The sequence below is a fragment of the Streptomyces tatrensis genome (assembly GCF_049310065.1).
GTDB lineage: Bacteria > Actinomycetota > Actinomycetes > Streptomycetales > Streptomycetaceae > Streptomyces.
Window position 1 is genome coordinate 1235479 of sequence record NZ_JBMDLB010000007.1, and the last position, 25522, is coordinate 1261000.

At 70.8% G+C, this 25522-nt stretch carries 20 protein-coding genes; 5 read left to right on the forward strand and 15 right to left on the reverse strand.

What is annotated here, in order from left to right:
• Window positions 1–201: 201 nt before the first annotated feature.
• The 3 genes from ACODT5_RS09375 to ACODT5_RS09385 all read right to left on the reverse strand — a co-directional run bounded on the left by ACODT5_RS09375 (window position 202) and on the right by ACODT5_RS09385 (window position 4374).
• The gene (locus ACODT5_RS09375) at window positions 202–2703 is read right to left on the reverse strand and encodes a Tex family protein (RefSeq protein ID WP_422518710.1); all 2502 of its coding nucleotides are present in this window, start codon (window positions 2701–2703) and stop codon (window positions 202–204) included.
• A gap of 145 nt (window positions 2704–2848) precedes the next feature.
• Window positions 2849–3712: an SCO6745 family protein gene (locus ACODT5_RS09380; protein WP_422518711.1), complete on the reverse strand. Its 864-nt coding sequence runs from the start codon at window positions 3710–3712 to the stop codon at window positions 2849–2851.
• An 86-nt stretch (window positions 3713–3798) separates the two neighbouring features.
• On the reverse strand, window positions 3799–4374 hold the full coding sequence (locus ACODT5_RS09385; protein ID WP_422518712.1) for a cysteine hydrolase family protein: 576 nt from the start codon (window positions 4372–4374) through the stop codon (window positions 3799–3801).
• A gap of 293 nt (window positions 4375–4667) precedes the next feature.
• Between ACODT5_RS09385 and ACODT5_RS09390 the strand changes: the two genes are divergently transcribed.
• Window positions 4668–6188 carry a M1 family metallopeptidase gene (locus ACODT5_RS09390; RefSeq protein WP_422518713.1) on the forward strand — a complete coding sequence of 507 codons (1521 nt, stop codon included), beginning with the start codon at window positions 4668–4670 and terminating at the stop codon, window positions 6186–6188.
• 34 nt (window positions 6189–6222) lie between these two features.
• On the opposite strand, the gene ACODT5_RS09395 is transcribed toward ACODT5_RS09390, so the two are convergent.
• Entirely contained in the window at window positions 6223–7086 is an 864-nt protein-coding gene (locus ACODT5_RS09395; protein WP_422518714.1) for an oxygenase MpaB family protein, read from the reverse strand.
• A 95-nt stretch (window positions 7087–7181) separates the two neighbouring features.
• Here ACODT5_RS09395 and ACODT5_RS09400 point away from each other — a divergent pair, with 95 nt between their 5' ends.
• A complete protein-coding gene (locus ACODT5_RS09400; protein WP_422518715.1) occupies window positions 7182–7430 on the forward strand; it encodes a hypothetical protein in 249 nt (82 codons plus the stop codon).
• A gap of 141 nt (window positions 7431–7571) precedes the next feature.
• Entirely contained in the window at window positions 7572–8561 is a 990-nt protein-coding gene (sph, locus tag ACODT5_RS09405) for a sphingomyelin phosphodiesterase (protein ID WP_422518716.1), read from the forward strand.
• Between the two features lie 104 nt (window positions 8562–8665).
• Here sph and ACODT5_RS09410 read toward each other — a convergent pair whose 3' ends face one another.
• The 4 genes from ACODT5_RS09410 to ACODT5_RS09425 form a co-directional block, all read right to left on the reverse strand.
• On the reverse strand, window positions 8666–10324 hold the full coding sequence (locus ACODT5_RS09410; protein ID WP_422518717.1) for a bifunctional aspartate transaminase/aspartate 4-decarboxylase: 1659 nt from the start codon (window positions 10322–10324) through the stop codon (window positions 8666–8668).
• Between the two features lie 79 nt (window positions 10325–10403).
• The gene (gene aspT / locus ACODT5_RS09415) at window positions 10404–12107 is read right to left on the reverse strand and encodes an aspartate-alanine antiporter (protein ID WP_422518718.1); all 1704 of its coding nucleotides are present in this window, start codon (window positions 12105–12107) and stop codon (window positions 10404–10406) included.
• 45 nt (window positions 12108–12152) lie between these two features.
• The gene (aspT, locus tag ACODT5_RS09420) at window positions 12153–13835 is read right to left on the reverse strand and encodes an aspartate-alanine antiporter (RefSeq protein ID WP_422518719.1); all 1683 of its coding nucleotides are present in this window, start codon (window positions 13833–13835) and stop codon (window positions 12153–12155) included.
• A 120-nt stretch (window positions 13836–13955) separates the two neighbouring features.
• Entirely contained in the window at window positions 13956–15812 is a 1857-nt protein-coding gene (locus ACODT5_RS09425) for an AMP-dependent synthetase/ligase (RefSeq protein ID WP_422518720.1), read from the reverse strand.
• Between the two features lie 120 nt (window positions 15813–15932).
• Here ACODT5_RS09425 and ACODT5_RS09430 point away from each other — a divergent pair, with 120 nt between their 5' ends.
• A complete protein-coding gene (locus ACODT5_RS09430; RefSeq protein WP_422518721.1) occupies window positions 15933–16709 on the forward strand; it encodes a MerR family transcriptional regulator in 777 nt (258 codons plus the stop codon).
• Window positions 16672–17361, forward strand: coding sequence for a maltokinase N-terminal cap-like domain-containing protein (locus tag ACODT5_RS09435; RefSeq protein WP_422518722.1), 690 nt, complete (start codon window positions 16672–16674; stop codon window positions 17359–17361). Before ACODT5_RS09430 ends, ACODT5_RS09435 begins: the two co-directional genes overlap by 38 nt.
• A 73-nt stretch (window positions 17362–17434) precedes the next feature.
• Here the strand turns inward: ACODT5_RS09435 and ACODT5_RS09440 are convergent, their stop codons facing one another.
• From ACODT5_RS09440 to ACODT5_RS09470, 7 genes are all read right to left on the reverse strand, one after another.
• Window positions 17435–19606 (reverse strand): 3-hydroxyacyl-CoA dehydrogenase NAD-binding domain-containing protein, encoded by a 2172-nt coding sequence (locus tag ACODT5_RS09440; protein WP_422518723.1) that lies wholly within the window; start codon window positions 19604–19606, stop codon window positions 17435–17437.
• Window positions 19607–19659: 53 nt separating this feature from the next.
• Complete coding sequence (locus tag ACODT5_RS09445) at window positions 19660–20874, reverse strand: acetyl-CoA C-acetyltransferase (RefSeq protein ID WP_422518724.1); 1215 nt, start codon at window positions 20872–20874, stop codon at window positions 19660–19662.
• An 82-nt stretch (window positions 20875–20956) separates the two neighbouring features.
• Window positions 20957–22099: an acyl-CoA dehydrogenase family protein gene (locus ACODT5_RS09450; protein WP_422518725.1), complete on the reverse strand. Its 1143-nt coding sequence runs from the start codon at window positions 22097–22099 to the stop codon at window positions 20957–20959.
• A 13-nt stretch (window positions 22100–22112) separates the two neighbouring features.
• Window positions 22113–22580 (reverse strand): LLM class flavin-dependent oxidoreductase, encoded by a 468-nt coding sequence (locus tag ACODT5_RS09455; RefSeq protein WP_422518726.1) that lies wholly within the window; start codon window positions 22578–22580, stop codon window positions 22113–22115.
• On the reverse strand, window positions 22580–23761 hold the full coding sequence (locus tag ACODT5_RS09460) for a CaiB/BaiF CoA transferase family protein (RefSeq protein ID WP_422518727.1): 1182 nt from the start codon (window positions 23759–23761) through the stop codon (window positions 22580–22582). Before ACODT5_RS09460 ends, ACODT5_RS09455 begins: the two co-directional genes overlap by 1 nt.
• Window positions 23762–23865: 104 nt before the next feature.
• The gene (locus ACODT5_RS09465) at window positions 23866–24291 is read right to left on the reverse strand and encodes an MmcQ/YjbR family DNA-binding protein (protein WP_422518728.1); all 426 of its coding nucleotides are present in this window, start codon (window positions 24289–24291) and stop codon (window positions 23866–23868) included.
• A 209-nt stretch (window positions 24292–24500) separates the two neighbouring features.
• Entirely contained in the window at window positions 24501–25484 is a 984-nt protein-coding gene (locus tag ACODT5_RS09470) for an IS481 family transposase (protein WP_422518729.1), read from the reverse strand.
• Between the last annotated feature and the right edge of the window lie 38 nt (window positions 25485–25522).

Here is a 25522-nt window from a genome sequence, read left to right on the forward strand (position 1 = left end):
GCGTGCGTGGGCTGGGCCATGACGTCCTTAGCCTTCAAGGCGGCCTCGGGAGTGCGGTCCTGAGGGGGAAATGCGGAAGCCCGCTCGCCGCAAGACGAACGGGCGTTCCGTCATCCCTACAGATCACCCGGATGAGTTGGCAAGGTATGTCCCCATGTCGGGTGCCTATTCAGCCAATCCGGCACGCACTGCCACGCATGGCTAGCGCTTGCGGCCGCCCCGCTCGTCGGGGCCGCTGAGCCCCGCGCGGCGCAGCGCGTCGGCCATCGCGCTGTTGGCGGGGGCCGGAGCGCCGCCGCCCTGGCCGCCCTGCCGCTGGCCGCCGCCGCCCTGGCCGCCTTGACCGCCCTGGCGGCGGCCCTTGCCGCCGTCGCGGGAGCCGCCCTGGCCGCCCTGGCCGCGCTCGCCGCCGCCCTGAGCACCCTGGCCGCCGGCCGGGCCGCGCTGCTGCGGGGGCCGGCCGCCGCCCCGCCGCTCGCCCCGCTCCTCGCGCTGCCTCGGGGCGCCGCCGTCGGCGCCGCCCCGCTCCGCCTCGTCCTCCAGCCGCAGCGTCAGCGAGATCCGCTTGCGCGGGATGTCCACGTCCATGACCTTGACGCGGACGATGTCGCCCGGCTTCACCACGTCCCGCGGGTCCTTGACGAAGTTCTTCGACAGCGCGGAGACGTGCGCCAGCCCGTCCTGGTGGACGCCGATGTCGATGAAGGCGCCGAAGGCGGCCACGTTGGTGACCACGCCCTCCAGGATCATCCCGGGAGCCAGGTCGCCGATCTTCTCGACGCCCTCCTTGAAGGTCGCCGTCTTGAACGCGGGCCGCGGGTCCCGGCCCGGCTTCTCCAGCTCGCGCAGGATGTCCGTGACCGTCGGCAGGCCGAAGGCCTCGGTGACGAACTGCTCCGGCCGCAGCGAGCGCAGCACACCGGTGTTGCCGATCAGGGCCGCCACCTCGCTGCCCGCCGTCTTGCCCATGGTGCGGACCACCGGGTAGGCCTCGGGGTGCACGCTGGAGGAGTCCAGCGGGTCGTCCCCGTCGCGGATCCGCAGGAAGCCCGCGCACTGCTCGTACGCCTTCGGGCCGAGGCGGGCCACGTCCTTGAGCCCCTTGCGGTTGCGGAAGGGGCCGTTGGCGTCGCGGTGCGCCACGATGTTCTCGGCGAGTCCGCCGCTGATGCCCGACACCCGCGAAAGCAGCGGCGCGGAGGCGGTGTTGACGTCGACGCCGACGCCGTTCACGCAGTCCTCGACCACGGCGTCCAGCGAGCGCGAGAGCTTCACCTCGGACAGGTCGTGCTGGTACTGGCCGACACCGATCGACTTCGGGTCGATCTTGACCAGTTCGGCGAGCGGGTCCTGCAGGCGCCGGGCGATGGAGACCGCGCCGCGCAACGACACGTCCATGTCCGGGAGTTCGGCCGAGGCGAAGGCGGAGGCCGAGTACACGGAGGCGCCGGCCTCCGAGACCATCACCTTGGTGAGCTTCAGCTCGGGGTTGCGGGTGATGAGGTCCGCGGCGAGCTTGTCGGTCTCGCGGGAGGCGGTGCCGTTGCCGATGGCGACGAGCTCGACCGCGTGCTCCTTGGCGAGGCGGGCCAGCTTGGCCAGCGCGTCGTCCCACTTGTTGGCGGGCACGTGCGGGTAGATCACCTCGGTGGCGACCACCTTGCCGGTGGCGTCCACCACGGCGACCTTCACGCCGGTGCGGAAGCCCGGGTCCAGCCCGAGCGTCGCGCGGGTGCCGGCGGGTGCCGCGAGCAGCAGGTCGCGCAGGTTGGACGCGAAGACCCGTACCGCCTCGTCCTCGGCGGCGGCGCGCAGCCGGGAACGCAGGTCGATGCCGAGGTGCACCTGGATCTTCGTGCGCCAGGCCCAGCGGACGGTGTCGGCGAGCCACTTGTCGCCGGGGCGGCCGCGGTCGTTGATGCCGAAGCGGCGGGCGACCATGCCCTCGTACGTGGAGGGGCCGGGCGTCTCGCTCGGCTCTTCCGGCTCCAGGGTGAGGTCGAGCACGTCCTCCTTCTCCCCGCGGAGCATGGCGAGCACGCGGTGCGAGGGGAGGGCGGTGAACGGCTCGGTGAAGTCGAAGTAGTCGGCGAACTTGGCGCCCGCCTCCTCCTTGCCCTCGCGGACCTTCGCGGCGAGCCGGCCGCGGCCCCACATGCGCTCGCGCAGTTCGCCGATGAGGTCGGCGTCCTCGCCGAACTTCTCGGTGAGGACGGAGCGGGCGCCCTCCAGGGCGGCGGCCGCGTCGGCCACGCCCTTGTCCGCGTCGACGAACGCGGCGGCCGCTGCGGCCGGTTCCTGCGAGGGGTCGGCCAGCAGCCCCTCGGCGAGCGGCGCGAGGCCGGCCTCGCGGGCGATCTGTGCCTTGGTGCGGCGCTTGGTCTTGAAGGGGAGGTAGATGTCCTCCAGCCGCGCCTTGGTGTCGGCCGCGTTGATGCGGGCCTCCAGCTCGGCGTCGAGCTTGCCCTGCTCCCGTACGGAGTCGAGGATCGCCGCGCGCCGGTCCTCCAGCTCGCGCAGGTAGCGCAGGCGCTCCTCCAGGGTGCGCAGCTGGGCGTCGTCGAGCATCTCGGTCGCTTCCTTGCGGTAGCGAGCGATGAACGGCACGGTCGAGCCGCCGTCGAGCAGCTCGACGGCGGACTTGACCTGCCGCTCCCGTACGCCGAGCTCCTCGGCGATCCTGCCTTCGATGGACATCGTCACTGTGCGGTCCCGCCTGCCTTCGTACGTGTTCGTGCTGCTGGTCCGTGCTGCGTACTGCGTGCAGCCTGCAGCGTGCTGCGTCGGAAGGCTGCCAATTGTGGCAGGTGGCGGCCGCGGACGTCGGGAGCCGGGCCCGGTCCGGGTCTCAGGCCTTGCCCATGAGGTCCCCGGGGAAGGCTCCGGCGACGAAGGCCTGGACGGTGAAGCCGCCGCCGAGCTCCGCGAGCCGGGCGACTCCGGCCGCGCCGAGGTGCTCGTACGGAGCCTCGTCCAGGCGGTCGGTCTCCGTCTCCAGCGCTTCGCGCAGCGCCGCGCCCTCGGGCGTCAGCTCGCCGGCCGCGTCGAGCAGGCCGCGCTCGCGCAGGCGGTCCGCGGCCGCGTCGAGGTCGGACTGGTCCCAGCCCCGGATGAACTTGACGTACTTCGGGGTCATGCCGTGGCCGCTGGCCGTGTGGCTGACCAGGGCCTCGACCGGGTCCAGGCCCAGGGTGAGCAGGGCGACGAGGTGCCCGTCGCCGCGGTGCTCGCGCAGCAGGGTGGTGGCGTGCCACAGCTTGAGGTGCGGCTCCTCGGGTACGGGGAGGTCCGCGTGGGCCGAGTAGAGCGTACGGGCGTGCCGGGTGCAGGCCTCGGTCGCGCGCATCGCGAGCCCGGCGGCCTCCGCGATCCCGGGGGAGGCGATGGTCTCCTCGCCGAGGAGCCGGCGCAGGGTGCTGTCCGCGGCCCGCAGCCGGGCGGCGAGGACCCGCTCGGGGGTGGCGGTCTCCCAGACGGCGGGCAGGTGCCGGGCGACGAGGTCGTGGCGGTAGTTGTAGAAGGTGGCCGACACCGTGCCCGCGCCGACCGCGCCCATGGCGGCGGAGCGGGAGGCGAGGTTGACGGCGTTGGGGTCGGTGATCCCGAGGGCGGCGAACTCCTTGCCGAGGTCGGGCGAGAAGTAGACGGTGGAGTGCAGCGGGTTGATCGCCCCGTGCCAGCAGCTGCGGGCGGCGTGCGCCGGAAGTGTCATGGCGTGCAGGCTAACGACTGCTTGGTATGGAGAGAAGAGCGGTGCGTCTCTCCGGCAGGGCCTTGCCGGAGAGGCGCGGTCCGGCATTACTTCAGCTCGGCTCCGGTCGCGACGACGACCCCGTAGAGCTCGGTGACCGTGGCGAGGGCCGCCTGGTGGATCTGGCGCGCGGTCAGGGCGCCGGCCGGGCTTTCCAGCGCCCGGGTCGCCGAGGCGTCGGCGACGACCGTCGGGGCGTAGCCGTGCAGGAAGGCGCCCTCGGTGGTGAACAGGGTGCACATGTTGGTCATGAACCCGGCGATGATCAGGTTCTTGCGGCCGGTGGCCTCGGTGATCTCGTGGAGGTCGGTCCGGTGGAAGCCGTTCGGGACGGACTTGGTGACGACGGCCTCGCCGGCCCGGGGGGCGACGGAGGCGTGCAGGGTGCCCGGCTCGGTGTCGACTCCGTAGCCGCCGTCCCGGACGTGGACGACGGGGGTGCCGGCCTCGCGGGCCCGGGCGAGGAGCCGGGAGGCGGAGGCCAGCGCGGGTTCCCAGCCGTCGAGTTCCATGACGCCGCCGGTGTAGGTGTTCTGGTAGTCGACCAGGACCAGGACCGCGTCCTCGAAGGTCGCGGGGGTCTCGTCGAAGCCGTTGAGCTGACGCAGCGTGGTGGTAGCCATGGGGGTGCCGTTCTCACGAGGGTGGGGTGTGCGGCCGTATCGGGGGCCACGAGGACAACGCTAGGACGCCGCGAACGCACGGGCAATGACGGCCGACCCGCAGATCCGGACATCGATCGGCGCAGGCCAGGAGTGGTGCGCGAGGCGTCGAGACCCCCGGAACGACACGTTCCGCACGGGCGTCTTTCAGACGCGTGGCGATCGTGTGACAGGAGGGGCCGTAGACATGACGCGGGGCGCCGGGCGTGAATACGGTCGAACGGAAGCCACTCCCCTACCACTTGGAGTTCAAGGTGCACCGCAAAGTCATCGCCCCGAGCGTGCTCGCCGCTTCCCTTCTGCTGGTGATCCCGGCGTCGGCGGCGAGTTCCGTTCCGGGCGCACCGGGTATCGGCGATCCCTACTACCCGGCCAGCGGCAACGGCGGGTACGAGGTGTCCCATTACGACCTGCGCCTCCAGTACCAGCCGAAGACCGACCTGCTGGAGGGCACGGCCACCCTGCTCACCACCGCCAAGCAGGACCTGTCCCGCTTCAACCTCGACTTCGGTCTGGACGTCAGCGAGATCCGGGTCAACGGGGTCAAGGCGAAGTTCGCCAAGTCCGGCACCTCGGAGCTCGAGGTCACCCCGGCCTCCCCGCTCCAGCGGGGCAAGCAGTCGAGCGTGGTCGTCAAGTACGCGGGCAAGCCCTCGGAGTTCAAGGTCGACGGCTGGTCGGCCTGGCAGCGCACCCCGGACGGCGGCGTCGCCGCGCAGGAGCCCGATGCGGCGGTCTGGTGGTTCCCGAGCAACGACCACCCGCTCGACAAGGCCACCTTCGACGTGTCGGTGAACGTGCCCGACGGCACCCAGGCCATCAGCAACGGCGTCCTGCAGTCGCAGAGTTCGCGGCTGGGCTGGACCCGGTACAACTGGCGCTCGAACAAGCCGCAGGCCACGTACCTCGCCACCCTCGCCATCGGCAAGTTCGACATCACCACCGACAAGACGACGAGCGGGCTGCCGATCCTGAACGCCTACAGCCAGGACCTCGGCGACAACGCGGGCGCGGCGCGCGCCAGCGTGGAGCGGACCGGCGAGGTCGCGGAGTGGCTGGAGGGGGTCTTCGGTCCGTACCCCTTCAACGCGCTCGGCGGGTACGTGCCGAACGTGCCCAGCGGGTTCGCGCTGGAGACGCAGACCCGGCCGTTCTACAGCCCCCGGCAGTTCGCGAACGGCGCGAACGTGTCCGTGGTCGTGCACGAGATCGCCCACCAGTGGTACGGGGACAGCGTGTCCGTCGACGGCTGGAAGGACATCTGGGTCAACGAGGGCTTCGCCCGCTACAGCCAGTGGCTGTGGTCGGAGAAGGAGGGCGAGGGCACCGCGCAGGAGCTCGCCGACTGGGCGTACGGGCTGCGGGCGGCCGAGGACCCGTTCTGGCAGGTCAAGCCGGGTGACCCGGGTCCGGAGAACCAGTTCCACGGAGCCGTCTACGACCGTGGGGCGATCGCCCTCCAGGCGCTGCGCAACACGATCGGCGACGAGAAGTTCTTCCAGATCCTGAAGGGCTGGCCGACCGAGCGGGCCTACGGCAACGCCAAGGTCGGCGACTTCGTCCGCTACGCCGAGAAGGTCTCGAACCAGCCGCTCGCGCAGCTCTTCGAGACCTGGCTGTACACCCCGGGCAAGCCGGCCGCCTCGGCGCTGAACCCGGTGAAGGCGACCACCCTGCCGGGCGCCCGCACCCTGCGCGCGCCGGCCGCGAAGCCGGCGGCCGAGCCGAAGTCCTGGAAGAAGATCGCCGTGACGAACACCGTGCACGACCACTGACCCGCCGCCCCGTGACGCTGCGCGCCGTCGCCCCTCAGCGGGCGGCGGCGCGTACGCGCGCCCGGGCCGCGCGGGCGATCGGGAGGTAGCGCAGGCGCTCCGGCAGGAGGGGTACGAGGAGACGCACGGCCGTGCTGAAGCGGCGCAGGCGGCGCTCCTGGGCCGGGGTCCACTCCAGGCCGATGGCGGCGCGCGCCTCGGGCGGCATGTAGCCGGCGGTGACGAAGGCCCGGAAGTGCAGGAAGGCGGCCCGCAGGACGGGCCAGGTCAGGTGCAGCAGGATCCGGACCGGCAGCGGGCCTCCGGCGGGGCGGGGCAGGGGCGCGTCGGTGGCGAGGAGTTCGCGGACGACCTTGGTGGGCTCGATCTCCTCCGCCAGCATGCGGTGGTAGTACGGCCAGTACTCCTCGATGCTCTGCGGCATGTCCCGGTCGTGCAGGCCGAGGATGCGGCCCACCTGGAGCCACTCCCGGTAGAGCCGGCGCTCCTGGGCCGGGGTGAAGGGGCGCAGCAGGTAGCGCCCGGCGTAGAGGTAGATCGGGAAGCCGGTGGCGTGCACCCAGGCGTAGCAGGCCGGGTCCAGGGAGTGGTAGCGGCGCCCGCGGGTGTCGGTGCCCTGGATCTCCTTGTGCAGGCGGCGCACCCGGCGCCCCTCGGCCGCGGCGTCGGCCCCGCCGTACACCCACAGCTGGACGGAGCGCAGGGAGCGCTCGCCGCGGCCCCAGGGGTCGGTGCGGAAGACGGAGTGCTCGTCGACCCCGGCGCCGATGGCGGGGTGGGCGACCTGCAGGGTGAAGGCGGCGGGCAGCATGAGCAGCGCGCGGACGTCTCCGGCGATGGTCCAGAGCACTCCCCCGGGCGGCGGGGGCTCGGGGTCGCGCCGCTCCGTCGTGCTCATCCGTGTGCCCCCAGAGTGCCGAAACTGCCGTTCTCCCAGTATGCAGGGGGGCCGGTGGCTTCCGCCGGACCCTGTGGACGGTGCATCCTGCGGCCATGAACCTGTCCCCCGAGGCCGTGCTGAAGTCCCTGGCACCCTGGATGCTGGCCGGCACGGCCGTGACACTGGCCCTGGTCTTCGCGGTGCTCTTCGCACTGTTCGCGGCGGCGTACTTCCTGCTGCGGTTCCGCCGGCACCGGGAGGACGCCCCGGGCTCCCCCGACACCTCCGACGCGGACGTGCCGGGCGGCCTGGGCGGCTTCACCTGGACCTCCGCGCAGGACGAGGACCGGCGGGCAGGCTGAGGGACCGGCGAGGGACCGGCCCGGAACGCCGAAGATGTACCCCCTGCGTCCAGAAACCCGTGTCACAGGTGTTACCGCGAAGTAACCCTGGCTGCTTGGATGGCGGAGCCGATCTTCCCCCACAGGAACGAGGGAACCTCCATGCCTCAGATCCAGCCCCGCAGGGCCCGCGCCGCCGCCGCGGCCGTCGCCGCGATCGCCGTCGGATCGCTGGTCGCGACGACGTCTCCGGCCGCCACCGCCGCCGAGAGCGCCGCCGCGCCGCGGCTCAGCGTCCTGTCGTACAACGCGTTCCTGATGAGCAAGAGCCTGTACCCCAACTGGGGCCAGGACCACCGGGCCGCGGAGATCCCCAAGGCCTCCTGGTACAAGGGCCACGACGTGGTCGTGCTCCAGGAGGCCTTCGACAACGGCGCCTCGGACGCGCTGAAGGCCAACTCGGCCGCGCAGTACCCGTACCAGACCCCCGTCGTGGGCCGCAGCAAGACCGGCTGGGACGCCACGGGCGGCGCCTACTCCTCCACCACCCCGGAGGACGGCGGCGTCGCGATCGTCAGCAAGTGGCCGATCGTGCGCAAGGAGCAGGTGGTCTTCAAGGACGCCTGCGGCGCCGACTGGTGGTCCAACAAGGGCTTCGCCTACGTCGTGCTGGACGTGAACGGCACCAGGGTCCACGTGGTCGGCACGCACGCCCAGTCCACCGACCCGGGCTGCGGCGCGGGCGAGGCGGCCGAGATGCGCGCCCGCCAGTTCCGCACCATCGACGCGTTCCTGGACGGCAAGAACATCCCGGCGGCCGAACAGGTCATCGTGGCGGGCGACCTGAACGTCGACTCGCGCACCCCGGAGCTGGCCACCATGCTGGCCAACGCCGACCTGGCCGGCTCGGACACCCGCACGGGCCACCCGTACTCCTTCGACACCGCGCTGAACTCGATAGCGAAGTACCGCTACCCGACCGACCCGCGCGAGGACCTGGACTACGTGCTCTACCGCAAGGGCAACGCCCGCCCGGCGAACTGGGAGAACAACGTGGTGCTGGAGCAGTCGGCGCCCTGGACGGTCTCCAGCTGGGGCACCTCCTACACGTACAACAACCTCTCCGACCACTACCCGCTGATCGGCCGCTGACCCGGCACTGATCCAGGCGCTGATCCGGCGCTGATCCGCCAAGGCGAAAGGGGTGTGCCCGCCGCGATCCGGCGGGCACACCCCTTTTCCCGGGCCTGGGCCGATCAGCCGTTCGCCTTCGCCCGCTCCCACTCGCTCGCGTAGTCGTTGAAGATCGCCCGCAGGTGGTGGCCGATCTTCAGGTAGTCCAGGTCGTCGAGGTTGGCCAGCGAGACGCGCACCGACCACTGGGGGCCGTCGAAGCCGCCGCCGTTGAGCAGGACGACGGAGGTCTGCTCGGCGAGCCGGAACAGCGGGTCGACCGGTTCGTAGTTCTTCTCCAGGAAGTCCGCGAAGTCCTTGCCGTGGACCCGTTCCGCCTCGGCCAGCAGGTCGAGTTCGATGTAGTACCCGGCCCGCTTGTCGTCCTCGGAGATCTTCATCTGGGCGCCCTCCAGCAGCAGGTCGAGCCTGCGGTGGACGATCTGGCGGATGCGCTCCTTGTACGCCTGGCCCTCGTCCAGCATGTCGAAGAGCGAGAAGAGCACCATCATCGTCTGCTGCGGCAGCGAGAGGCCGGCCGTGTGGTTGAGGGCCACCGAACGGGAGTCCGCGACGAGCCGGTCGATGAAGCGGATCTTCTCCGGCTCCAGGCTGAGGGTGCCGTACCGCTTGGCCAGGCGGTCCTTCTGGTCCTGGGGGAAGGCCGCGACCATGTCGTCGATGACGTTGTCGTCGTGCAGCCCGATGACGCCGAGCCGCCAGCCGGTGCAGCCGTAGTGCTTGGAGTACGAGTACACGAGCAGGGTGTTGCGGGGCAGGTCGGCGGCGATCGAGCGGAAGCCGGGCACGAAGGTGCCGTAGACGTCGTCCGTGACGATCAGCAGGTTCGGGTTGGTGGTGGCGACGATGTCCTTGATCTGGTTCGCCACCCGGTCGCTCAGCGCGAGCGAGGGCGGGTTGGACGGGTTCACCAGGCAGACGAGCTTCACCGAGGGGTCGGCCAGCTTGGCGACCTCCTCCTCCGGGTAGCGCCACTGGCGCACCCCGGTCTCGGCGAACAGGCTCGCGGAGACGTTGACCACCTCGAACTCGAAGGTGTCGAGCTCGGGGATCTCGATGTACGGCGTGAACACCGGGGTCATCAGGGCGATCTTGTCGCCCTTCTTCAGGACCCCGTTCTTCATCAGGGAGTCGAAGATGTAGCACATGGCGGCGGTGCCGCCCTCGGTCGCGAACAGCGACAGGTTGTTTCCCTCCGGCGGCTTCTTGCCGAACATCTCGTCGGCGACGTAGCCGCGCACGATGTGCTCCGCGTGCGTCAGCATCCGGTCCGGCACCGGGTAGTTGTCGCCGGTGATGGAGTCCGTCAGCTCGTGGACGAAGGAGTCCTTGTCGAACGGCCAGCGCTTCAGGGCGTACTGGACGCAGGCGGACAGCATCTCCACGCCCGGCAGGTCGGGGTGGCGCCGGGCCCAGGACTCGAACCGCTCCCCGATGCCCTTCTTCTCCGGCATCCCGCCGAGGTTGTCGGCGGTCCACACCCGGCGGGACTCGTCCAGTGCGAAGTAGCCCAGCGCGTAGAAGGCCTCGCGCGGCCCGGTGGCGATCCAGTTCGGGTTGCCGCGGCCTGCGTTGAGCATGGCGCGGGCGGTGGTGTCCTTCTGGCCGGGCTTGTCGGCCTGGGCGGCCTGGGCGAGCTGGATGAACTTGTCCTTCAGCTCGAACGGGCTGAGCTGCGCGAAGGACTGGATCTCCTCGCGGCTGAAGGTGGTCTTCGGCACGGTGACTTCCTTTAGTTCGAGGGGGCTTAGGTTCGTGGGGCTTTACTTCGAGGGATCTTTGGTTCGAGGGGGCTTCGCGTCAGTGGTTGAGGATGACGATGACGGCGCCCCAGATGGTCAGCAGCACGTTGCTGATCGCGTAGGGGATCGTGTAACCGAGCGTCGGCACCTGCGATTTGGACTGTTCGTTGACCGCGCCGATCGCTGCCGTGGTGGTCTGGCCGCCCGCGAGGACGCCCATCAGGATCGGGAAGCGGATCTTCTGGACGTGGTGGCCGACCAAGAAGCCGACCAGCAGCGGGATCAGCGTGGCGATGGCTCCGAAGAGCAGCAGCCCCCAGCCCGCGGTGGCCAGTCCGCTGGTGAAGCTGGGCCCGGCGTTGATGCCGACGACCGCGACGAACAGGCAGAGCCCGAGGGTGTCCATGAACCACTGGGCGCCGGGCGGAACGTTGCCGTACGTCGGGTACTTGCCGCGGATCCAGCCGAAGACCAGGCCCATGATGAGCGCGCCGCCCGAGGTGGACAGCGAGATCGGGACCCCGCCCGCGGTGAGCGCCGGGATGCCCAGGCAGCCGCCGAGGAAGATGCCCAGGCCCACCCAGATCATGTCGGTGGCGAAGCTGGTGGGCACCGGCTTGCCGATGGCCCTGCCGGCCGGGTCGACCAGCCGCTTCGGGCCGGACAGGATCAGGGTGTCGCCGCGCTCCAGCTGGGTGGCGAGCCGGTAGGGGAACTCGGTGCCGGATCGGTAGAGCTTGTCGATGAAGACCCCGACCATGAAGGGCTCGGCGCGCAGTTCCGCGATGGTCTTGCCGAGCTGCGCCTTCTCGGAGGCGACCACGTGCAGCGTCTCGGTCTGGTAGCCGAGGAGTTCGACGTCGTCGGTCTCGGGGCCGATGTGGGTGCGGGCGTCGAAGTCGACCAGGGAGCCGCGCAGGGCGCTGACGGCGACGACGTCGCCTTCGAGCAGGGTGGTCTGCTGGGTGTGCTCGAGGATCTTTCCGTCCCGGCGGACCCGGGTGAGGTAGATGCGGTGGCCCAGCGCCTTCTGCTGGTTCTCGAAGTCGTCGATGGTCCGTCCGACGAGATCGGGGCGCTGGATGGTGTAGGCCCGCAGGACGATCTCGTAGTACCCCTCGTGCAGGTCGGGGTTGTCGCTGGGCGCGTCCATCTCCTTGGCGATCTGGGCGCTCTCTGCCGCCAGGTTGCGCCGGTAGAGCCGGGGCAGCACGTTGGCCAGGAGCATCGCGCAGAGGATGGTGCCGAGCGGGTAGGTGACCGCGTAGCCGACGGCGACGAAGTCCTGCTGCTCCTTGATCTGGTCGGCCGAGAGGCCGGGAAGGTTCCCGATGGCGTCCTGGGCCACGCCGATGACGGCGGACTGGGTGAGCGCGCCGCCCAGCAGGCCGGCGCTGAGGCCCGGCCCGTAGCCGAGCATGACGGCGAACCCCCAGGAGACCAGCAGGCCCGTGACGCAGACGATGACCGCGTTGAGGACCTGCGGGAGACCGTCCTTCTTCAGGCCGCGGAAGAACTGCGGGCCGACCTTGTAGCCGAGGGCGAAGAGGAACATCGTAAAGAAGAGGTTCTTCACGGTCCCGTCGATGGTGATCTTGAACTGGGCACCGAAGACGAGTCCGACGATGAGGCAGCCGGTGACGGCGCCCAGCCCGATGGCCTTCCAGCGCAGCTTCCCGACGAGGAAGCCGAGCGCCACGGTGATGAAGACCAGGAGTTCCGGGTGTGGCTGGAAGATGTTCCTGTTCAGGAAATCGATCATGTGGGCGCCGTCCGGGTGGGGTTGGGGGCGGGCGGGGAGGGGGCGTCAGGCGCCTAGGATCCCGACGAGGATTGGCCCTGTGAGTGGGAGCAGGAAGTTGGACAGCGCGTAGGTGATCGTGTAGCCGAGCATCGGCACCGAGCTCTGGGCCACTTGCGTGACCGAGGTGATGGCCGGTGTGGAGCACTGCTGTCCGGCGATGGCGCCGATCAGCAACGGCTTCTCGATCTTCAGGAGCTTGCGTCCGACGACCAGCGAGATCGTGGCCGGTACGAGGACCATGGCGATCCCGGCGAACGGCAGCAGGGCCCCGTACTCCTTGAGCAGCGGCCAGGCCTGCGGGCCCGAGGTCAGCCCGGTGCAGGCGATGAAGACCGCGAGCCCCATGTCCTTGATGGTGGTGGCGGCTTGCGGCGGGAAGGCGCCGAAGGTCTGCCGGCGGGAGCGGAACCAGCCGAAGAGCAGACCCGAGATCAGGCAGCCGCCGCCGGTGCCGAGCGAGAGCGGGACCCCGCCGAGGCGGACCACGATCTGGCCGATGAGCGAGCCGATCGCGATGCCGAGGCCGAGGTAGATGAAGTCGGTGGCGTCGTTCTTGGCCACCGTGCCGATCTTCGCGACGATCCGGTTCAGGCCCGAGCGGGCGCCCACGAGGGTGATGACGTCACCGCGCTCGACGATGGTGTCCGGGTTGGCGGGCAGGTGCTGCTCGCCGCGGAGCACGTCGGTCACGTACACGCCGCTGCGCCCGAACTCCTTGTGCGTGGTCCGGATCTCTTCCAGCGACTTGCCGGCGACCGACTTGTCGGTCATGGCGACCTGCCGGGTGGCCAGCGGGGTGTCCACTCCCGGGATGCCGGGGGTCTCCGGGCCGATGGCCCGGCCCGCCGCGATGGCCTCGGAGCGCCGGCCGACGACGAGGACGAGGTCGGAGAGGACGAGTTCGAGGTCCGGGGCGGGGGTGAGGTCCTTGGAGCCGCGCCGGACGGCCTCCACGGTGACACCGCCGCCGAAGGCCGCCTCCAGGTTCCCGACGGTGCGGCCGTCGGCGAGGGTGACCAGGTGGGTGCGCCCGACCAGGCCGGGCATCGCCTGGCGCTCGTCGCTCTCCAGTCCGCCGGAGCCGCCGCCGCGCATCTTCTCCCACAGGTCGCGCGAGGCGTCCGCCAGGTTGATCCGGAGCAGCATCGGCATGATCTGGCTGGTGTAGATGACGATGGTGACCAGGCCGAAGAGGTAGCAGACCGTGTACGCGGTGGCCACGTGGCCCTGGTACGTGGAGATCTGCTCCGCGGTCAGGTCGGGCAGCTTGCCGATCGCCTCGGTGGCGGTGCCGACCACGGCGGATTCGGTGGCCGCGCCGGCGAGGATGCCGGAGGCGGTGCCGACGTCGAGGTCGAAGGCCTTGGCCAGCAGGTAGGCGAGGCCGAGCACGCTGACGAGCTCGATGAAGCAGAGCGCGAAGAAGCGCATGCTCTTGCGGTTGAGGTTGGCGAAGAACTGCGGGCCGGCCATGTAGCCGAGGGCGAAGATGAAGAGCGCGAAGAAGATCGTCTTCACATCGGCGTCGATCTCGATCTTGGCCCAGGCGCCGAGCAGCAGCGACACGATCAGCGTGCCGCAGATGCCGCCGAGGGTGATCGGGCCGACGCGTATCTTGCCGACGAGGTATCCGGCCGCCAGGCAGAGGAACAGAGCGAGTTCGGGGTGGTCTTGCAGCACACCCATGGCGATCAGCCGCCCTTGCCGGGCGGCGTGGCGAATTCAAGGCATATGCACATTCCCTCACCCTTGCCCGGTGAGCGTCCATCCGCTCACCGGGCAGGGCCGTTCGTGTGACGGACCTTTCTACGAAGCTTCGTGCGGCCCGGAGCGCGGGGCTTCGTGCGACTTCGCGTACAGCCCGTCGATCAGCTCCGCGTACTTCTCCCGGATCACCCGGCGGCGCAGTTTCAGGGACGGGGTCAGCTCCCCCGACTCCGGGCCCCACTCCTCGGTCAGCAGCCGGTAGCGCTTGATCTGCTCGGTGCGGTTGAGCCGGGCGTTGGCGGCCTCGACGGCCCGGGCGACCTCCTCCCGCACGGCCGGGTGCGCGGCGAGCTCCGCGGGCGTGGCGGCCTCGATGCCGTGGGCCTCGGCCCAGGCCGGGGCCAGTTCGGGGTCCAGGACGAGGAGGGCGACGAGGTAGGAGTGGCCGTCCCCGTGCACCAGGGCCTGCCCGATCAGCGGGTGTTCCTTGACGGTGTTCTCCACCAGGGCGGGCGAGACGTTCTTCCCGTTCGAGGTGATGATCAGTTCCTTCTTGCGGTCGGTCAGCCAGAGGAACCCCGCCTCGTCGAGCCGCCCGATGTCCCCCGTCGGGAACCAGCCCGCGGCGTCGGAGGCGCTCTCCACCGAGCCGTCCGGGAGGAGGTACCCGCCGAAGACCGTCTCCCCGCGCGTGAAGATCTCCCCGTCCTCGGCGATCCGCAGCTCCAGCCCCTGGATCGGGCGCCCTACGGAGCCCAGCCGGAAGCCGTCCGGGGTGTTGACCGTGCACACGCCGGAGGTCTCGGTCAGCCCCCAGGCGTCCATGATCGTGATCCCCCAGCCCGCCCAGAAGCGCACCACGTCGATCGGCATCGGCGCGGTGGCACTGGCCGTCCAGATCAGGCGGTCCATCCCGGCCAGCGTCAGCAGCGGGTCCAGCACCCGCTCCTTGGCCCCGGCGTACGAGGCTTCGAGCGCGGCCGGGACCTCCTCGCCGCGCTCCCGGTGGCCCGCCCGCTCCCGCGCCAGGTCGTTGGCGGCTTCGATCGCGCGGCGCTGCTCCTCGGGCAGCCGCCCGAGGACCGCCCGTACGGAGGCGGCCAGCTTCTCCCACACCCGCGGCACGCCGAAGAACTGCACGGGGTGCAGCTCGCGCACCGCGACCGACACGGCGGCCGGGTCGGCGCACAGCCGGACGTGTGCGGCCCGCAGGAGCGGGAGGTAGATGCCGAGGATCCGCTCGGCGATGTGCGCGAAGGGCAGGTAGCAGAGGTGCTCGGCGTGCTCGGGCAGCTCGATGTGCCGGTCGAGGCGGACGGACTGGAGCACGATGTTGCGGTGGGTCAGGCGCACCCCCTTGGGGTCGCCGGTGGTGCCCGAGGTGTAGACGACGGTCAGCGGGTCCTCGGAGCGGGACTCCCGCCAGGCCTTCTCGAAGGCCTCGGAGCGGTGCAGCCGGGCGCCGCCGGCGTACACCGACCCGTAGGTCGAGTGCGGGCCGGCTTCGGCGGCCTCGGCCACGACCAGCCGTTCCAGCGGGGTCCCGGGGTCGGTCAGCAGCGGCTCCCACCGGGCCAGCTCCCGGGCCCCCTCGACCACGGCGAGCCGGGCCCGGCTGTGGCGGGCTATGTGGGCGATCTGCTCGGGCGCGGAGGTCCCGTACACGGTGACGGGGACGGCGCCGAGGTGGACGAGGGCGAGGTCGCTGAGCCAGTGCTCGGGGCGGTTGCCCATCATCAGCAGGACGTGCTCGCCGCGTTCTACGCCCAGGGAGGCGTAACCGGCGGCGAGGACGGCCACCTTGCGGCGTACGTCCGACCAGCTGAGGGTGGTCCAGTCGTCGCCCTCGCGCCACGAGAGGGCGGGAAGGGCGCCGTGCTCGGCGGCGTTGCGCGCCAGCAGGGCGGGCAGGGTGAGCTCTTCGGGAGGTGCGGGCAGTCGCAGTTTCGTGGGCATGGGCAGCTCCTGGCCGTTTCACATCGTTGGTGCGACAGCAATACTGTTGAACACGAACGGTGGCGAACTTCAGCTGTGCGGTCTCAAGACGCGCTGATCAGAGAGCAAGGCGGAGAGCCCATGACCACCCAGGCACCGGAGCCGGCGTCGTTGACCGTCGACGAACTGGCGGCCAGGGCGGGTGTGACCGTCCGCACCGTACGGTTCTACAGCACCCGCGGACTTTTGCCCCCTCCCGTGATCGGACCCCGTCGGGTTGGCCGGTACGGCCCGGAACACCTGTCCCGCCTCGCGCTCATCGAGGAGTTGCAGCACCAGGGCATGACCCTCTCCGCCATCGAGCGCTACCTCGAAGCCCTGCCCGACGACCTGAGCGCGCACGATCTGGCCATCCACCGCGCGCTGGTGGCGACCTGGGCCCCGGACGCGGCGCTGGACTCCTCGCGCGCGGAGCTGGAGAAGCGGGCCGGGCGCTCCCTGACGGAGACCGACATCCGGCGGCTGACGGCCATGAACGTGCTGACGCCGACCCCGGAGGGCTTCCGGGTGGACATGGGGCTGCTGCGGCTCGGGGTCGCGCTGCTCGACGTGCCGATCGCCCACGAGACGATCCTGGTCGCGCGCGAGGTGCTGCTCGGACACGCCCGGACGGCGGCGCACCAGCTGACCGCGCTGTTCCGGGACGAGGTGTGGGGGCCGTTCACGGAGGGCGAGAGCGATCCGGAGCGGGTGGAGTCGATGAAGGCGCTGTCCGCGCACATGCAGCCGATGGTGGTGCAGGCCCTGGTGACCGCTTTCCAGCGCTCGCTGAAGGAGGAATTGCGGGCGGCCTTCGTCGCGGAACCGGTAGGTTCTGGCCATGGCGATGATCTACAAGACCACCATGAAGCCCGGTAAGACGGAGCTTCTGACTGCCTGGCTTCCGACGCGGCCGTGGTACGCGTCCACCGGACACGCTCCCGAGCTGGACCGCTCGGGCGGGTTCCGGCTCGATGATCCCGAGGGTGAGGTCGGCATCGAGTTCATGGTGCTCACCGACACCTCGGGCGGCCGGGAAACCTCCTACCTCGTGCCCCTCACCTACCGCGGCGCCCCGCTCGACGGCGCCGGAGCCGGTCTGGTGGGCACCTCGGAACACGGGGTGCTCGGCACCCGGTGGATCTACGACGGTGCCCACGACCCGGTGCTCGTGGGCCAGTTGCTCGCCCTGATCCAGGGCCGCGCGGTGGCGCAGGACCAGTGCGACAGCGGGGTGGCCGACCCCTCGGTCACCGCCCGGTTCGAGGGCCCCGAACTCCCGGCGGTCCTCCCGGAGGCCCGGCTGGAAATCACCGACACCGCGCGGGGCACGGACGTGCGCGTGCCGGGCGGCCCGGTGGTCGCCCTGACGCGCGTCCTGCGGCCCGGGGACACCGGGCCGGCGGATGCCGCCGGGGCCGTGGGCCGGCTCACCGCGGGCTGGACCACACCGGACGGCGCCTCGTACCGGGGCCTGTTCGCGGAGCTGCGTACCGCCGGACAGATCGCAGCCGGACGGGCCACCGCCTGATCCGCACCGGCGTGCGGTCCCGGGGCGCGATGCCCCGGGACCGCACCCGGGCCGTTCGAGCAGATCAGTCCGCTCAGTCGGCGTACGTCTCTCCCCGCTCGGCCTTCGCCACCAGGGAGGCGGGCGGGGTGAAGCGCTCGCCGTACTTCTCGGCCAGCTCGCGGGCGCGGGCCACGAAGCCCGTGAGACCGCCCTCGTAGCCGTTGATGTACTGGATCACGCCGCCGGTCCAGGCAGGGAAGCCGATGCCCATGATGGAGCCGATGTTGGCGTCGGCGCACGAGGTCAGGACCCCCTCGTCGAAGCAGCGGACGGTGTCCAGCGCCTCGGAGAAGAGCATCCGCTCCTTCATGTCGACGAACGGGATGTCCTGGCCGGCCTTCGTGAAGTGCTCGCGCAGCCCCGGCCAGATCCCGGCGCGCTTGCCCGCCTCGTCGTACGCGTAGAACCCGCCGCCCCCGCTGCGCCCGGGGCGCCCGAACTCGTCGACCATCCGGTCGATGACGGTGTCGGCCGGGTGCTCCGGCCAGTCCCGGCCCTCGGCCTCGAAGGCCTTGCGGGTCTCGTTGCGGATCTTGCGGGGCAGCGTGAGGGTCAGCTCGTCCATCAGGGAGAGCACCTTGGCCGGGTATCCGGCCTGGGCCGCGGCCTGTTCGATCGAGGCGGGCTCGATGCCCTCGCCGACCATGGCGACGCCCTCGTTGATGAACTGGCCGATGACCCGCGAGGTGAAGAACCCGCGCGAGTCGTTGACCACGATCGGGGTCTTGTTGATCTGCCGTACGAGGTCGAAGGCGCGGGCGATGGCCTCGTCGCCGGTGCGCTCGCCCTTGATGATCTCGACCAGCGGCATCTTGTCCACGGGCGAGAAGAAGTGCAGTCCGATGAAGTCGGCGGGCCGCGAAACCCCTTCCGCGAGGCCCGTGATGGGCAGCGTGGAGGTGTTGGAGCAGAGCAGCGCGTCGGGGGTGAGGAACTCCTGGATCTCCTGGAACACCTTGTGCTTCAGGGCGGTGTCCTCGAAGACGGCCTCGATGACGGCGTCGCAGCCGGCCAGGTCGGCGGGCTCGGCGGTCGGGGTGATCCGGGCGAGCAGCTCGGCGCGCTTGGCCTCGGTCGTGCGGCCCCGGGACAGGGCCTTGTCGAGCAGCTTCTCGGAGTACGCCTTGCCCTTGGCGGCGGCCTCGGGGGTGACGTCCTTCAGCACCACCTCGATGCCCGCGCGGGCGCAGGAGTAGGCGATGCCGGCGCCCATCATGCCGGCGCCGAGGACGGCCACCTTGGTGACCTTGCGGGGGGCCACGCCCTGCGGGCGGCTGCGTCCGGCGTTGACGGCCTGGAGGTCGAAGAAGAACGCCTGGATCATGTTCTTGGCGGTCTGCCCGGTGACGAGCTCGGTGAAGTAGCGGGCCTCGATGGTCAGCGCCGTCTCGAAGTCCACCTGGGCGCCTTCGACGGCGCAGGCCAGGATGTTGCGCGGCGCCGGGTACGGGGCCCCGTTCAGCTGCTTCTTCAAGTTGGCCGGGAAGGCCGGGAGGTTGGCGGCGAACCGCGGGTTGGACGGCGTGCCGCCGGGGATCTTGTAGCCGGGGACGTCCCACGGCTGCTTCGACTCGGGGTTCGCGTCGATGAAGGCGTGCGCCTTGGCGAGCATCTCCTCGGGCGTGGCGGCGAGTTCGTGCACCAGGCCGTTGTCCAGGGCGCGCTGGGGGCTGTACTGGGTCCCCTGGAGCAGCACCTTCAGCAGCGCGTCGGCGATGCCCATCAGGCGGACGGTGCGGGTGACGCCGCCGCCGGCCGGGAGCAGGCCGAGGGTGACCTCGGGCAGGCCGATCTTGGAGCCGGGCGCGTCGAGGGCCACGCGGTGGTGGGAGGCCAGGCAGATCTCGTAACCGCCGCCGAGGGCGGTGCCGTTGATGGCGGCGACCACGGGCTTGCCGAGGGTCTCGATGCGGCGCAGCGAGGCCTTGATGGCGGTGCCGGTGTCGAAGGCCAGCTGCGCGTGCTCGGGGCGCAGCCGGATCATGTCCTTCAGGTCGCCGCCCGCGAAGAAGGTCTTCTTGGCGGAGGCGAAGATGATGCCGCGGATGGAGTCCTTCTCGGCCTCGGCGCGGTCCGCGATCGCCGCGATCGAGTCCTTGAAGGCCTGGTTCATCGTGTTGGCGGACTGGTTGGGGTCGTCGAGGACCAGGGTGACGACGCCGGTCTCGTCCTGTTCCCAGCGGATCGTGGTGGACTCGCTCATGGTCACTGCTTTCGTTTCGGAAGGTCCAGGGGGGCGGGGATGCAGGACGGGATTCAGAGGCGTTCGACGATGGTGGCGACGCCCATGCCGCCGCCGACGCAGAGGGTGACGAGGCCGTAGCGCTTGTCCTGGCGCTCCAGTTCGTCGACGACGGTGCCGAGGATCATCGCGCCGGTGGCGCCGAGCGGGTGGCCGAGCGCGATGGCGCCGCCGTTGACGTTGACCTTGTCCAGGGAGACGCCCATGTCCTTGACGAAGCGGAGCACGACGCCGGCAAAGGCCTCGTTGATCTCGATCAGGTCGATGTCGTCGATGGTCAGGCCGGCCTTGGCGAGGGCCTTGCGGGTGGCCGGGGCGGGGCCGGTGAGCATGATGGTGGGCTCGGAGCCGGAGACGGCGGCCGAGACGATCCGGGCGCGGGGCGTGAGGCCGTTCCGCTCCCCCGCCTCGCGGGAGCCGATGGCGACGAGGGAGGCGCCGTCGACGATGCCGGAGGAGTTGCCCGCGTGGTGGACGTGGTCGATCTTCTCGACCCAGTGGTACTTCTGCAGGGCGACGGCGTCGAAGCCGCCGAGCTCGCCGATGTCGGCGAAGGAGGGCTTCAGCCGGGCGAGGGTGTCGGCGGTGGTGCCGGGGCGGACGAACTCGTCGTGGTCCAGGACCACCAGGCCGTTGCGGTCGGTGACCGGGACGATCGACTTGGCGAAGCGGCCGTCCTTGATGGCGGCGGCGGCCCGCTCCTGGGACAGGGCGGCGTACTCGTCCACGTCACGCCGGGAGAATCCCTCGATCGTGGCAATCAGGTCGGCGCCGATGCCCTGCGGGACGAAGTCGGTGTCCCAGCCGGTCATCGGGTCGTTGAACCAGGCTCCGCCGTCCGAGGCCATCGGGACGCGGGACATGGACTCCACGCCGCCCGCGAGGACCAGGTCCTCCCAGCCGGAACGGACCTTCGCGGCGGCCATGTTGACGGCTTCGAGGCCGGAGGCACAGAAGCGGTTCTCCTGGACGCCCGCGACGGTGTCCGGCAGCCCGGCGGCGATCGCCGCGATCCGGGCGATGTCGGAGCCCTGGTCGCCGACCGGGCTGACGACGCCGAGCACGATGTCGTCGATGGTGGCGGGGTCCAGGCCGGGGTTGCGCTCGCGCAGGGCGTGGATGAGGCCGACGACCAGGTCGATCGGCTTGGTGCCGTGCAGGGAGCCGTTGGCCTTGCCCCGTCCGCGCGGCGTGCGGATCGCGTCGTATACGTACGCTTCGGTGCTCACTGGTCAAGCCTTTCGGGGGTGCGGAGGCAGGGGGAGGATGCAGGGAGGATGCAGGGAGGATGCAGGGGGAGGTCTGCGGAGGTCAGGCCAGCAGGGAACGACCGATGATCTCCTTCATGATCTCGGTCGTGCCGCCGTAGATGGTCTGGATGCGGCCGTCGACGAAGGCCCGCGCGACCCGGTACTCGGTCATGTATCCGTATCCGCCGTGCAGTTGCAGGCAGCGGTCGGCGACCCGCTTCTGGAGTTCGGTGGCCCACCACTTCGCCATCGAGGCGTGGACGTGGTCCAGTTCCCCGTTGGAGTGGTCGGTGATGCAGCGGTCGAGGAAGGTACGGGTGACCGCGCACTCGGTGGCCATCTCGGCGATCTCGAAGCGGATGTGCTGGAGCTTGGAGAGCGGCCGCCCGAAGGCCTCGCGCTCCTTCACGTACTGCGTGGTGATCTCCAGCAGGTACTCGGCGGCGGCGATGCCGGCCATCGCGATGCCCATCCGCTCCTGCGCGAGGTTGGTCATCAGGTGGACGAAGGCACCGTTCAGCTCGCCGAGCAGGTTCTCCTTGGGGACGCGCACGTCGTTGAAGAACAGCTCGGCGGTGTCCTGCGCCTTCTGGCCGATCTTGTCGAGGTTGCGGCCGCGCTCGAAGCCCTCGGTGCCGCGCTCCACGACCAGCAGGGACATGCCGTGCGCCCCGCCCTCGGGGGTGGTCTTCGCGACGACGATCACCAGGTCGGCGAGGATGCCGTTGGAGATGAAGGTCTTGGAGCCGTTGAGCACCCAGTGGTCGCCCGCGTCCTCGGCGGTGGTCCGGATGCCCTGGAGGTCGGAGCCCGCGCCGGGCTCGGTCATCGCGATGGCGGTGATGATCTCGCCGGAGCAGAAGCCGGGCAGCCAGCGGCGCTTCTGCTCCTCGGTGGCCAGGGAGGTCAGGTACGGCCCGATGATGTCGTTGTGCAGGCCGATGGCGAGTCCGGCGGCGCCCGCCCGGGTGAACTCCTCGGCGATCACCGCCGCGTACCGGAAGTCGGTGTTGCCGCCGCCCCCGTACTCCTCCGGGACGGCCAGGCCCAGCAGGCCCTGCCGGCCGGCGGCCCGCCAGGCCTCGCGGCTGACGATCCCGTCCTTCTCCCACTGCTCGTAGTGCGGCAGCACCTCCTTGGTGAGGAAGGTGCGGACGGTCTCGCGGAACGCCTCGTGGTCGGCGTCGAAGAGCTGGCGTTTCATAAGTGAGGGCCCCCTAGAGCCAGTTCTTGACGGTTGTGACGAGCCGGGCCGGATCAGGGCCCACGGGCGTGACGTTGAGCATGGTCACCCCGGCGGCCCGGAGGGCCTCGACGCGCTCGCGTACGTACCCCTCGGGCCCGCACGGTGTGGTGAGCTCGCACAGCTCGTCCGGTACGGCGGCGGCCGCATCGCGCTTGCGCCCGGAGAGGTAGAGCTCCTGGATCTTGCGGGCCTCGTCCCCGTACCCGCAGGCGACGGCCAGGTCGTTGCAGAAGTTCTTGCCGACCGCGCCCATGCCGCCGACGTACAGGGCGATCTGGGGCCGGGCGAGGTCCCGTACGGCTGCCGCGTCCTCGCCGATGGCGATCTCCGCCGTCATCCGCACGTTGGCCGGTCCCAGCCCGGGCGCCTCCAGCCCGGCCGCCGCGTCGGCGGCGCGGCGCGGGTCCGCGGAGTGGTCGAGCATCATCGAGAGTTCCATCAGGCGTCGGACTCCTTGCCCAACGGCTCCTTGCCCAACAGCCCCGGTACACCCCAGTCGGCCGCCACCGACTCCGTGTGCGCGCCCGGCAGTGCGGGGCCGCCCACGACGGTGGCCGGGGTCGCGGAGAAGCGGGGCGCGGGGGCGGGCTGGGTGATCCCGGCGGCCTCGACGAAGGTGCCGCGGGCGGCCAGGTGCGGGTGGTGCGGGGCCTCGCGCAGCGAGAGCACGGGCGCCACGCAGGCGTCGGTGCCCGCGAAGACGGCCGTCCACTCCTCGCGGGTACGGGACTTGAATTGCGCGGCGACGGCCTCGCGGAGCTCGCCCCAGCGGGCCAGGTCCTTGCGGGCGGGGGCCTGCTCCTTGATGCCGAGGAGCTCCACGAAGGTGTCGTAGAACTGCTGCTCCAGCGCGCCGACCGCCATGTACCCGCCGTCGGAGGTCTCGTAGCTGCCGTAGAAGGGGCAGCCGCCGTCGAGCAGGTTGGCCCCGCGCCGGTCCTGCCAGCCGCCGGCCGCCATCATCCCATGGATCATGGCGGTGAGGTGGGCGGTGCCGTCGACGATGGCCGCGTCGACGACCTGGCCGGCGCCGCCGGGGGTGCGGGCGTGCTGGAGGGCGGCGAGGACGCCGATGACGAGGTAGAGCGAACCGCCCGCGTAGTCGCCGACCAGGTTGGCGGGGACGGCCGGGGGTTCGCCGGGGTTGCCGATCATGCCGAGGGCGCCGGTGACGGCGATGTACGCGATGTCGTGCCCGGCGGTGTGGGCGAGCGGGCCGTCCTGGCCCCAGCCGGTCATCCGGCCGTAGACGAGCCGGGGATTGCGGGCGTGGCAGTCGGCCGGGCCCACGCCGAGGCGTTCGGCGACCCCGGGGCGGAAGCCCTCGATGAGCACGTCGGCGCGCTCGACCAGGTCCAGGACGCGGGCCGGGCCGTCGGCGGACTTCAGGTCGACGAGGACGGAGCGCTTGTTGCGGTTGGTGATGTCGTAGGCCGGGTTCACGGCCAGTCCGCCGCCGCCGGGGCGGTCCACCCGCACCACGTCGGCGCCGAGGTCGGCGAGGAGCATCGCGGCGAACGGGCCCGGCCCGATGCCCGCCAGCTCGACGACGCGCACGCCCGCGAGCGGGCCCCCGCCGCTTCCGGGCACGCTCCCCGTCACGTTCCCTGTCACTGCCATCGAGCCCCCAGCATCCGGTGGCACCACTGCCGCCACTGTGTGACACAACTGATGTAACACCAGTGATGCTAGGAACCTGTTCCACTCAGCACAAGAGCAAGCGCTTAGCCGGTTGGCCCGTTTCCCGCGGGGGCGGACCCGGCTCCCCGCGCGTCGAGCTCCTTGAGGTCCCGCTTCAGCGCGACGGTCCGGTAGCTCTCCTCCACCCATTCGCACAGCACCTCGGCGGAGGGCGCCCCCTTCTCCCCCAGCGGCACGGAGACCCAGCCGGCCTTCCCCAGCCCGTACCCGGTCGGCTCCGCACCGGGCGCGGTCATGGCGTGACCGTGCAGCGCCTCGTCCTTGAGCTTCACGGAGATCCCGGGCGAGGGGCCGTCGGTGTTCCCGAGGAAGACGAAGATCTTCTTGTTGACCTTCACGACGCAGTCCTCAGGACCCCAGGGGAACTCCTCCCGCGCCTGCGGCAGCCCCAGCGCGAACTCCCGGACCGCCTCCCACCTGCGCACCCCAGCCTTCACGGGAACCTCCACTCGTCGCAGGCCGCACGCGCTCGCGCAAACCGTCCCACCCCACGCTAGGCCGTCTCTTTCGGATCTTGCCGGGCCCGCGCCGTCCGGTGCCGCACCTCGCCGCACTGCCGCGGCACCCGAGTACGTCCAGTACACGGGAGCCCCGGCAGCGCGCCGAGGCACGGCACCGGACGACGCGGACCTGACCGACAAGATCCGAAAGAGACGGCCTAGGTGTATTGACCCGCAGGGTTGTTCACTCGGTTGATGGGTGGTTTGCCGGCGAGTGCGGTGTGGCAGCGGTGGTGGTTGTAGTTGTGGAGGAAGTCTGCCAGGGCTTCGGTCCGTTCATGGTTCGAGGTGTAGGGCCGCAGGTAGGCCCACTCCTCGACGAGCGTCCGGTTGAAGCGCTCGACCTTGCCGTTGGTCTGTGGCCGGTAGGGCCGGGTCCGTTTGTGGGTGATGCCGGCCTCGGTGAGGGTCTGGGTGAAGAGCTTGGACTTGTAGCAGGAGCCGTTGTCGGTCAGGACGCGTTCGACGGTGATGCCGTGGGCGGCGAAGAAGGCGTTTGCCCGTTGCCAGAAACCGGCTGCGGTTTCCTGTCGTTCGTTGGCCAGGACTTCGCTGTAGGCGAGACGGGAGTGGTCGTCGACGGCGGAGTGGATGTAGGAGTAGCCGATCACTGGCGTGCTGCTTCTGCGCTGGTCGGTGGTGGCCTGCCGGTTTCGGTCGCCTGCGGTTCGGCCCACCACGCGCCAGCCGCCGCCGTCGGGGATGTTGCCGAGCTTCTTGATGTCGACGTGGACGAGTTCGCCGGGCCGGTCGCGTTCGTAGCGGCGGATCGGCTGGCCGGTGGGCCGGTCCAGCCAGGCCAGGCGGCCCAGGCCGTGACGGGTCAGGATCCGGTGGACGGTCGAGGCGGGCAGGCCCAGGATCGGGCCGATCCGGGCAGGGCCGAGCTTGCGGGTTCTGCGCAGGTCACAGACCCGGGCTTCGACCGCGGGGCGAGTGCGGTGCGGTGTCGTGTGCGGGCGGCTGGAACGGTCGTGGAGTCCAGCTTGGCCCTCAGTTCGCCAGCGGCGGACCCATTTGTGGGCCGTGGGCCTGGATATGCCCATCTCGGCGGCGACATGCGCGACCGGCCGCCCGGCCAGGACACGTTCGACCAGGATCCGCCTGCCGTGAACGGTCAGCCGGGCATTACGGTGGGACACGAAGACCTCCGTACGTGGTGTGGAGCCTAGACACCTCC